The sequence below is a fragment of the Pseudomonas putida genome (assembly GCF_001941965.1).
GTDB classification, from domain to species: Bacteria; Pseudomonadota; Gammaproteobacteria; order Pseudomonadales; family Pseudomonadaceae; genus Aquipseudomonas; species Aquipseudomonas putida_L.
Window position 1 is genome coordinate 287,779 of record NZ_MKZO01000067.1, and the last position, 9,625, is coordinate 297,403.

Consider the following 9,625-nt stretch of genomic DNA (forward strand, 5'->3'; position numbering starts at 1 on the left):
CAGGGTCGGCGGCGCATGCGATCCCTGTGGGAGCTGGCTTGCCAGCGATGGGGCCAGACCAGGCACCATCCATGTCACTGCGAGGAACCTTGACCGAGAGCGCGACGCCTCAATCCCCCAACCCCATCGCCCGCCGATACTGCTTCGGGGTAAACCCGGTCAACTGCTTGAACTGCCGGGTAAACGCACTGTGGTCGGTATACCCGCACTGCAACGCCACCTCGGTGATCGGCAGCCCCGTCAGCAATAACCGATGCGCATGCTCCAGGCGCACCTTGTGGATCATCTGCCGGGGCGTGAGGTGGAACACCCGCTTGCAGTAGCGCTCCAGTTGCGCGACGGAAATCCCGGCAATGCGGGTCAGTTCGCTCAGAGGCACCGGACGATGGAAGTTGCTGCGGATGTATTCGTCCACCGCGCCCAGCCGCTCATAGCCCGGATGCCCGGAACTGGCCGATTGCAGGTCGACCGAGACCCCCGCCAGGCCAATGATCTCTCCCACCCGGTTGAACAACGGCCGCTTGTGGGTCAGGCACCAACCCGGCTCCCGCGAGCCATACAAGTGCAGTTCCAGTTGATCTTCCAGCACCCGCCCCTCTTCCAGCACCCGGCGATCCTGGTCGGTATATCCGGGCCCGAACTGCGCCGGAAAGACTTCGGCACTGGTCTTGCCCAATATCGGTTTCAAACTTTTCAGACCACAGCGCTGCACCAGCGCCGCATTGGCCAATAAATAACGGGCCTGCAAGTCCTTGATAAAAATCGTGGCATTGGGAATGGCATCGAACAACGGTAATAAGAACGCCAGCCCTGATAACAATTCTTCGATGTTATTGGGCCGGTGCTGCTCGTTGCCCTGGCACAGGATGGCGAATGCATTGGGGTTCACGGGGGCCTCCGGTTCCTGACCGACTGGTAAAAATCCGCTCGCACTGCAAGCCGGCCACCAGCTTGCCGCAGCTGAAGCGACGTGTCGAGCACCGCGCCAGACCTTATGGGACGTGGCCTGCAACGCTTCAGAAATTTCCGAAGAACCTTGTCGAAATTTCCTAACTATGCCGATTTCGTCATGCCTGCTGGAGAAAACCATCAAGCGCCGGGGCGTCGATGAGTTCACTGTATCGGCATTGCCTGAGTCGTCGAATTGCTGTGGCGGATGTCGGGCAAGGCATTGCCGGCGCAGCGCAGTTGCGTCGGCGGGCACGCGGCGAAGTGCTGGAGAAGTGTGTCTCCATCCACCAGGCGCCATGACTCCCGAACAGGGATTCTCAACAAGAAAGAACAGCAACACCGACATTCATTCTGCCTATCCAATAACCCACAAGAAGGCGACCCCATGTCAGGCAAGTTCAAGAAACAACTTTCATTGATAGACCTCACCTTTATCGGACTCGGCGCCATCTTCGGCTCCGGCTGGCTGTTCGCCGCCAGCCATGTGTCCGCCATCGCCGGTCCCGCCGGGATCTTCTCCTGGCTGCTCGGCGGCTTCGCCGTGCTGCTGCTGGGCATCGTCTACTGCGAACTGGGCGCGGCCTTGCCCCGGGCCGGTGGCGTGGTGCGCTACCCGGTGTATTCCCACGGCCCGCTGCTCGGCTACCTGATGGGCTTCATCACCCTGATCGCCTTCTCCAGCCTGGTCGCCATCGAGGTAGTCGCCGCCCGCCAGTACGCCGCGGCCTGGTTTCCCGACCTGACCAAGGCCGGTTCCAGCGACCCGACCCTGCTCGGCTGGCTGGTGCAGTTCGGCCTGCTGTGCCTGTTCTTCGTGCTGAACTACAACAGCGTGAAGACCTTCGCCAAGTCCAACAACCTGGTCAGCGTGTTCAAGTTCATCGTGCCGTTGCTGGTGATCGGCGTGCTGTTCACCTTCTTCAAGCCGGACAACTTCACCTCCCACGGCTTCGCCCCGTTCGGCCTGTCCGGCGTGGAAATGGCGGTGTCGGCCGGCGGTATCATCTTCGCCTACCTGGGCCTGACCCCGATCATCTCGGTGGCTTCGGAAGTGAAGAACCCGCAACGCACCATCCCCATTGCCCTGATCCTCTCGGTACTGCTGTCCACCGCCATCTACGCCCTGCTGCAGATCGCCTTCCTCGGCGGCGTGCCCACCGAGATGCTGGCCAACGGCTGGGCCGGGGTGACCAAGGAACTGGCCCTGCCGTATCGCGATATCGCCATCGCCCTGGGCGTCGGCTGGCTGGCCTGGCTGGTGGTGGCCGACGCGGTGATCTCGCCGAGCGGCTGCGGCAACATCTACATGAACGCCACCCCGCGCGTGGTCTATGGCTGGGCCCGCACCGGGACCTTCTTCAGCATCTTCACCCGTATCGACGAGAAATCCGGCATCCCGCGTCCGGCGCTGTGGCTGACCTTCGGCCTGTCGGTGTTCTGGACCCTGCCGTTCCCGTCCTGGGAAGCGCTGATCAACGTGGTCTCCGCCGCGCTGATCCTCAGCTACGCCGTGGCCCCGGTCACCGTCGCCGCCCTGCGCCGCAACGCCCCTGAGCTGGTGCGCCCGTTCAAGGTGAAGCGCATGGGCCTGCTCGGCCCGCTGTCGTTCATCATCGCGGCGCTGATCGTCTACTGGTCCGGCTGGAAAACCGTGTCCTGGCTGCTCAGCCTGCAGATCCTGATGTTCGTCATCTACCTGCTGTGCGGGCGCTTCGTCCCGACCATGCACCTGACCCTGGCCCAGCAAGTGCGCTCCTCGGCCTGGCTGATCGGCTTCTACGCCGTGACCATCCTGCTCTCCTGGCTGGGCAGCTTCGGCGGGATCGGGGTCATCACCCATCCGTTCGATACCGTGGTCGTCGCCCTCAGTGCCCTGGGCATCTACTACTGGGGGGCAGCGACCGGCGTGCCGGCGCACCTGGTGCAACTGGATGCCGAGGACCTCGAAAGCGAAGCCGAACCCCAGCATGTACCGCACCCGCGCGGCGCCCGTACCCAGATGTCCTGAGCGCGGCGCCTGCTCAACGCTGCGTGAACCACCACAACCACTTCAAGAAGGGGACAGCTTCATGAAACGGATCCATGTGATCGACTCGCACACCGGCGGCGAACCCACGCGTCTGGTCCTCAAGGGCTTCCCTGAGATCACCGGCGCGAGCATGGCGCAGAAACGCGACACGCTGCGCGAACAGCACGATGAATGGCGCCGCGCCTGCCTGCTGGAACCACGGGGCAACGACGTACTGGTCGGCGCGCTGTACTGCGCGCCGGTCTCGGCGGACGCCACCTGCGGAGTGATCTTCTTCAACAATGCCGGCTACCTCGGCATGTGCGGCCACGGCACCATCGGCCTGGTCAACTCGCTGCAGCATCTGGGCCTGATCCAGCCGGGCGAGCACCGGATCGACACGCCAGTGGGAACAGTCAGCGCCACCCTGCATGAGGATGGCCGGGTCACCGTGGGCAACGTGCCGTCTTACCGCTATCGCCAGCAGGTGGAAGTGGCGGTGCCGGGCTACGGCAGCTTCCTCGGCGATGTCGCCTGGGGCGGCAACTGGTTCTTCCTGGTTTCCGAGCATTGCCAGGCGCTGCGCCTGGACAACGTCGAGCGCCTGAGCGACCTGACCTGGAAGATGCTGCGGGCCTTGGAAGCGCAGGGCATCACCGGCGAAGACGGCGCGCCGATCGACCATATCGAACTGTTCGCCGACGACGCCGAGGCCGACAGCCGCAACTTCGTGATGTGCCCGGGCAAGGCCTACGACCGCTCGCCCTGCGGCACCGGCACCAGCGCCAAGCTGGCCTGCCTGGCGGCCGACGGCAAGTTGCAGGCCGGGCAGACCTGGATCCAGGCGAGCATCACCGGCAGCCGCTTCGAAGGACGCTTCGAACAGGACGGCGAGCGGATTCGCCCGTTCATCACCGGACAAGCCTTCATGACCGCCGACAGCACCTTGCTGATCGATGACGCGGATGCGTTTGCCTGGGGTATCTGAGTTGCCCTTTTGATCGCAATCGCTGGCAAGCCAGCTCCCACAGGTCCAGCAGCGCACACAAGACCCTGTGGGAGCTGGCTTGCCAGCGATGAGGCCCTCAAGCCCACCCCCTAACTGAAAAAACCAAAGGACCACCACCATGACCAGCAACATCTTCACCGGCACCATCCCCGCCCTGATGACCCCTTGCACCGCCGACCGCAAGCCCGACTTCGACGCCCTGGTGCGCAAGGCCAAGGAACTGATCGAGACCGGCATGAGCGCCGTGGTCTATTGCGGCTCCATGGGCGACTGGCCGCTGCTGACCGAGGCCGAGCGCCAGGAAGGCGTGGCCCGCCTGGTCGCCGCCGGCGTGCCGACCATCGTCGGCACCGGCGCCGTCAACAGCCGGGAAGCGGTGTCCCATGCCGCCCACGCCGCCCGGGTCGGCGCCCACGGCCTGATGGTCATCCCCCGGGTACTGTCGCGCGGCGCCTCGCCGGCCGCCCAGGAAGCCCACTTCGCCGCCATCCTCGACGCCGCGCCGAACCTGCCGGCCGTGATCTACAACAGCCCGTACTACGGCTTCGCCACCCGCGCCGAACTGTTCTTCAAGCTGCGCCGCAAGTACACCAGCCTGATCGGCTTCAAGGAATTCGGCGGTGCCGCCGACATGCGCTATGCCGCCGAGCACATCACCTCTCAGGATGAGAACGTGGTCCTGATGGCCGGTGTCGACACCCAGGTGGTCCACGGCTTCGTCAACTGCGGCGCCACCGGCGCCATCACCGGGATCGGCAACGCCCTGCCGCGGGAAATCCTGCTGCTGGTCGAGCTGAGCAAAAAAGCCGCCAAGGGCGACGCCGCTGCGCGCAGCCGCGCGCTGGAGCTGTCCGAGGCCCTGCAGGTGCTGTCGTCCTTCGACGAAGGCTGCGACCTGGTGCTGTATTACAAGTACCTGATGGTCCTCAACGGCGACCTGGAATACACCCTGCACTTCAACGAAACCGACGTGCTCAGCGACGCCCAGCGCAATTATGCGAAGACCCAGTACGACCTGTTCCGCCAGTGGTTCGCCACCTGGTCGAGCGCGCACAACCTGGTCTGATCCCCGCTGTTTTGCCGGCGGCACGCCGCCGGCCCCGAATTCTTTTTCCAGGAGGCGCCATGACCCTGACAGGCAAAATGCTCATCGGCCAACAGGCCGTAACCGGTAGCCGCGAAGCCATCCGGGCGGTCGACCCGAGCACCAACCAAGCGCTGGATCCGGTCTATCCGGGCGGCACCCTCGTGCAGGTGGAACAGGCCTGCGCCCTGGCCTGGGCGGCCTTCGACCGGTTCCGCGAAACCTCGCTGGAAGCCCGCGCGCGCTTCCTCGAAGCCATCGCCGAGCAGATCGAAGCCCTCGGCGATACCCTGATCGACCGCGCCGTGGCCGAAAGCGGCCTGCCGCGCGCGCGCATCCAGGGCGAACGCGGGCGCACCTGCGGCCAGTTGCGCACCTTCGCCCGCACCGTGCGCGCCGGTGAATGGCTCGACGTGCGCGTCGACAACGCCCAGCCACAACGCCAGCCCCTGCCCCGCGCCGACCTGCGCCAGCGCCAGGTGCCGCTGGGCCCGGTGGCGGTGTTCGGCGCCAGCAACTTCCCCCTGGCCTTCTCCGTGGCCGGCGGCGATACCGCCTCGGCCCTGGCCGCCGGCTGCCCGGTGGTGGTCAAGGCCCACGGCGCCCACCCCGGCACCAGCGAACTGGTCGGCCAGGCCGTGGCCCGCGCGGTGCAATTGTGCGACCTGCCGGAAGGGGTGTTCTCCCTGCTCTACGGCTCCGGCCGTGAAGTGGGCATCGCCCTGGTCTGCGACGAACGCATCAAGGCCGTCGGTTTCACCGGCTCGCGCAGCGGCGGCATCGCCCTGTGCCAGGCGGCGCAGGCCCGCTCCGAGCCGATCCCGGTGTACGCCGAGATGAGCTCGATCAACCCGGTGTTCCTCTTCCCGGCGGCCCTGGGCGCCCGCGGCGAAGCGCTGGCGCAAGGCTTCGTCGCCTCGCTGAACCAGGGCGCCGGACAGTTCTGCACCAACCCCGGGCTGGTCATCGCCCGCCAGGGGCCGGACCTTGACCGCTTCATCGCCAATGCCGCCCAGCACATCTGGCAGAGCCCGGCACAGACCATGCTCACCCCGGGCATCTACAGCGCCTACCGCAACGGCATCGAAACACTGGCGGCCAACCCGAACGCCGAAACTGCTGCCGCCGGCAAGCCCAGCGACGGCCCGAACCAGTGCCAGACCCATCTGTTCGTCAGCACCGCGCGGGACTTTCTCGGCGACCCGAGCCTGCAGGCCGAAGTCTTCGGCGCGTCCTCGCTGGTGGTCACCTGCGAGGACGAGGCCGAGATCCGCGAGGTCGCCGAGCACCTGGAAGGCCAGTTGACCGCCACCCTGCACCTGGATGATGCCGACCTCGACCAGGCCCGCGCCCTGCTTCCGGTGCTGGAGCGCAAGGCCGGACGCCTGCTGGTCAACGGCTGGCCGACCGGGGTGGAAGTCTGCGATGCGATGGTCCATGGCGGTCCGTTCCCGGCCACCACCGACCCGCGTAGCACCTCGGTGGGTACTGCGGCGATCCAGCGCTTCCTGCGCCCGGTGTGCTACCAGGACTTCCCCGACAGCCTGCTGCCGACGGCCCTGCAACACGGCAACCCGCTGCACCTGCGGCGGCTGCTCGATGGCCAGAGAGAAGCCTGAAACATGCTCACGACCTTCCCTTCCAGTGACCTGGATATCGCCGTGATCGGCGCCGGCATCGTCGGCGTCGCCTGTGCCCTGCAGTTGGCAAGACAAGGGCAACGCGTGGTGCTGCTGGACCGCCAGGCACCGGGCATGGGCGCCTCGTTCGGCAATGCCGGGCACCTGGCCACCGAGCAGGTGTTTCCCATCGCCGACCTGTCGATCCTCAAGCGCTTGCCTGCGATGCTTATGGACCCCATGGGCCCGCTGCGCCTGGACTGGAAATACCTGCCCAGAGCCATGCCGTGGTTCGTCCGCCTGTTGCTCAACCTGCGTTCGAATCCGTTTCGCCGCAGCGTGGCCGGGATTCGCGCGCTGAACGAGGCCAGCCTCGGGGCCTGGCGGCGCGTGCTGGGTTCGCTGGGGCGCAGTGAAATGCTGCAGGAGGACGGCTCGCTGCTGGTCTACGAAAAACCGGAATCCGCGCCGGCCCTCGACGCCCTGCAAGCGCGCATGCTGGCGCAGAACGTTCCGGTGCAACGCTGGCAGGCGGATGCCGTGCGCCAGGCGGCGCCGCAGTTGAGCGAGCATTTGCAGGGTGGGCTGTTCTTCCCCGCCACCGGGCATTTTCTCGATCCGCATGAGGCGGTGACGGCGTTGTACGACGCGGCGCTGGCCGCGGGTGTGCGCTTCGTTCAGTGCGAAGTGCAGGGTGCGCGGTTGAAGGCCGACAGCGTCACCCTCGCCACCGACCAGGGCGAGCTGGATGTGCCACGGGTACTGGTCACCTGCGGCGCGCATTCGGCGCGATTGACCGAGGCGCTGACCGGCACACGGGTGCCGCTGGATACCGAGCGTGGCTATCACCTGATGCTGCCCCATGAGCACCGGCGTTTGCCGTTCGCGGTCACCTCGCTGGAGCGCAAGTTCATCATGACGCCGATGTCCGGAGGCTTGCGCCTGGCGGGTACGGTGGAGTTCGCCGGGCTGGAGCGGCCGGCGAACATGGCCCGGGCCTGGCAGTTGCAGAAGCTCAGCAAGGGGCTGTTCAAGCAGGAACTGGATGCCCGCGATGCCACGCCGTGGATGGGCTTCAGGCCATCGCTGCCGGACTCGTTGCCGGTGATCGACCGGGTCTGTGACGGGCGGGTGCTGTTGGCCTTCGGGCACCAGCACCTGGGGCTGACCCAGGCGGCGGTGACGGCGGAGATGATCGGTGGCTTGATGGGGTCTGGGGTGGAGGGGTTGCCTGACCTTGAGCCCTACCGACTGGACCGTTTCTGAGGTGTTCTTGAGGGCCTCATCGCTGGCAAGCCAGCTCCCACAGGTTTCGCGGCGCACACAGAACCTGTGGGAGCTGGCTTGCCAGCGATAGGGCCATCAGCAACAACAGTGATCTGCTGCCTGACTCAGTGCATCGAATCCCGCAAAACCTCCTCCCCCAACCCGCCATTCACCGGCAGCGGCAAATTGGTCGAGTTATTCGCCCGCATCACCCGCACCGGCCTGGCCCCCGCTTCCCTGGCCGAACTGATATCGGTATCCGAATCCCCGTAATACACCTTCAGCCCCAGCTCACGGATAAACCGCGCCTTCTCCGGCCCGGAAGTGAACACCACCGGCTGCATGTCCTTGATGGCGAAGGTCTGCTGCAGGATCGCAGTCAGTTGCTCGCCCTCGGTCCTGGGCCGCGCCGTAATGAAATACACCTTGTCCCCGCGCCGCTGATGCTCGGCGATCAACGCCCGCGCCACATCCTTGGGAATCGAGTAGCGATCACACCCGGCATTGGTCTCGGTCCAGAACGTCATGTTCTTCAGGTAGTCATTGCTGCCCGGCGAATACTTCTGCTGGCCCTCGTAGAAGCACGGGCTGGAATACAGCACGGTGTCGTCGATATCGAAACCCACCGCCATCGGCGCTTCCCTGGCCAGCGAAGCGGAAAGCTGCTCGACGCTGATCCAGTGCACCTCGGGCTGCTGCGCCGGGCGCGAACAACCCAGCAGGGAAACGGCCAGCACGGCCGCCAGGGTGTAACGGGAAATACCCACGGAAACCTCCAGACTGAAAGACGCGAACCTTCATACCTGACAGCAATGTCAATTATGTTTCAGCCTCTGACCGCCCAGTCACCTACTGACGAAACCCTTGATTAATCGGCACCAAACCAGTGCACCCCTGGAATTTCATCTGGCATTTCGCCACTTAATCAAAATGTAACTTTCTGCCCATAGTTTGTTCCTGACATCAGTGACAGCTTTCGGAAATTCCGTGACGGGGCTCTCACAATCCAGGAAATCGTGGGAGAGCCACCGCAATGCGCAGTTGGGAAGAACCGAAGAAAAAACGCCTGCACATCGAGATCATTCCGATGATCGACGTGATGATGTTCCTGCTGGTGTTTTTCGTGCTGATCAGCCTGAACGTGATCCCGGCCCTGGGCATCAAGACCCAGCTGCCCGGCGCCGCCCATGCCCAGCAACTCAAGCCGCAGAACAAGGCGGTGATCACCCTGGGCCTGAACGATCGCCTGCAGCTGGACGGCCAGGACCTGCCTGAAGACGAAATGGTCCGTCAGCTCAAATCCCTGGAGAACAGCAGCGAGAAGCTGGTGATCATCCTCAACAGCGACCAGGACGTGGAAGTGGGTCGGCTCGTGGCAGTGATGGACCTGCTCAAGAGCAATGGCTTCTCTTCCGTCTCCATCGCTACGCGCAAGTTGTAAGTCATGTCGGCCCTGTTCAAATCGCGAAAATTCCTCGCGTGCCTGCCGGCGATCTGTTTGTTGGCGGTGGCCGTTCAGAGCGCCTTGAAGGCGGAGCTGAAGATCACCCCGAAGTACGACGAAAGCACTGTCGAGGTGGCGTTGATCGATCCGGCTGATCTGCAGCCGGATCGATCAACGCCACCTCGACAGTGCTTTCGTCGTACTTCGGGGTGATCTTCAGCTCCGCCTTCAAGGCGCTCTGAAC

At 64.8% G+C, this 9,625-nt stretch carries 8 protein-coding genes; 6 read left to right on the forward strand and 2 right to left on the reverse strand.

All coding sequences use genetic code 11. The annotated features are described in order from the left end of the window. Window positions 1-109: 109 nt before the first annotated feature. Complete coding sequence (locus tag PSEMO_RS28870; protein ID WP_075806282.1) at window positions 110-889, reverse strand: AraC family transcriptional regulator; 780 nt, start codon at window positions 887-889, stop codon at window positions 110-112. 447 nt (window positions 890-1,336) lie between these two features. Here PSEMO_RS28870 and PSEMO_RS28875 point away from each other — a divergent pair, with 447 nt between their 5' ends. The 5 genes from PSEMO_RS28875 to PSEMO_RS28895 all read left to right on the forward strand — a co-directional run bounded on the left by PSEMO_RS28875 (window position 1,337) and on the right by PSEMO_RS28895 (window position 7,937). Further along, complete coding sequence (locus PSEMO_RS28875) at window positions 1,337-2,959, forward strand: APC family permease (RefSeq protein ID WP_075806283.1); 1,623 nt, start codon at window positions 1,337-1,339, stop codon at window positions 2,957-2,959. A gap of 61 nt (window positions 2,960-3,020) precedes the next feature. After that, the gene (locus PSEMO_RS28880; protein ID WP_075806284.1) at window positions 3,021-3,947 is read left to right on the forward strand and encodes a 4-hydroxyproline epimerase; all 927 of its coding nucleotides are present in this window, start codon (window positions 3,021-3,023) and stop codon (window positions 3,945-3,947) included. Window positions 3,948-4,086: 139 nt separating this feature from the next. Beyond that, window positions 4,087-5,034, forward strand: a complete 948-nt coding sequence (locus PSEMO_RS28885) for a dihydrodipicolinate synthase family protein (RefSeq protein WP_075806285.1) — start codon at window positions 4,087-4,089, stop codon at window positions 5,032-5,034. A 59-nt stretch (window positions 5,035-5,093) separates the two neighbouring features. Then, window positions 5,094-6,671: an aldehyde dehydrogenase (NADP(+)) gene (locus PSEMO_RS28890; RefSeq protein WP_075806286.1), complete on the forward strand. Its 1,578-nt coding sequence runs from the start codon at window positions 5,094-5,096 to the stop codon at window positions 6,669-6,671. A 3-nt stretch (window positions 6,672-6,674) separates the two neighbouring features. Then, a complete protein-coding gene (locus tag PSEMO_RS28895; RefSeq protein WP_075806287.1) occupies window positions 6,675-7,937 on the forward strand; it encodes an NAD(P)/FAD-dependent oxidoreductase in 1,263 nt (420 codons plus the stop codon). A gap of 125 nt (window positions 7,938-8,062) precedes the next feature. Here the strand turns inward: PSEMO_RS28895 and aphA are convergent, their stop codons facing one another. Then, window positions 8,063-8,704, reverse strand: a complete 642-nt coding sequence (aphA, locus tag PSEMO_RS28900) for an acid phosphatase AphA (protein ID WP_081430355.1) — start codon at window positions 8,702-8,704, stop codon at window positions 8,063-8,065. Between the two features lie 266 nt (window positions 8,705-8,970). Between aphA and PSEMO_RS28905 the strand changes: the two genes are divergently transcribed. Next, window positions 8,971-9,378, forward strand: a complete 408-nt coding sequence (locus PSEMO_RS28905) for an ExbD/TolR family protein (protein ID WP_075806289.1) — start codon at window positions 8,971-8,973, stop codon at window positions 9,376-9,378. Window positions 9,379-9,625: the final 247 nt, after the last annotated feature.

Bases quoted from the DNA above. Each gene is read 5' to 3' on its own strand.
- PSEMO_RS28875 (WP_075806283.1), top strand. From the start codon at position 1,337: ATGTCAGGCAAGTTCAAGAAACAACTTTCATTGATAGACCTCACCTTT.
- PSEMO_RS28880 (WP_075806284.1), top strand. From the start codon at position 3,021: ATGAAACGGATCCATGTGATCGACTCGCACACCGGCGGCGAACCCACG.
- PSEMO_RS28885 (WP_075806285.1), top strand. From the start codon at position 4,087: ATGACCAGCAACATCTTCACCGGCACCATCCCCGCCCTGATGACCCCT.
- PSEMO_RS28890 (WP_075806286.1), top strand. From the start codon at position 5,094: ATGACCCTGACAGGCAAAATGCTCATCGGCCAACAGGCCGTAACCGGT.
- PSEMO_RS28895 (WP_075806287.1), top strand. From the start codon at position 6,675: ATGCTCACGACCTTCCCTTCCAGTGACCTGGATATCGCCGTGATCGGC.
- PSEMO_RS28905 (WP_075806289.1), top strand. From the start codon at position 8,971: ATGCGCAGTTGGGAAGAACCGAAGAAAAAACGCCTGCACATCGAGATC.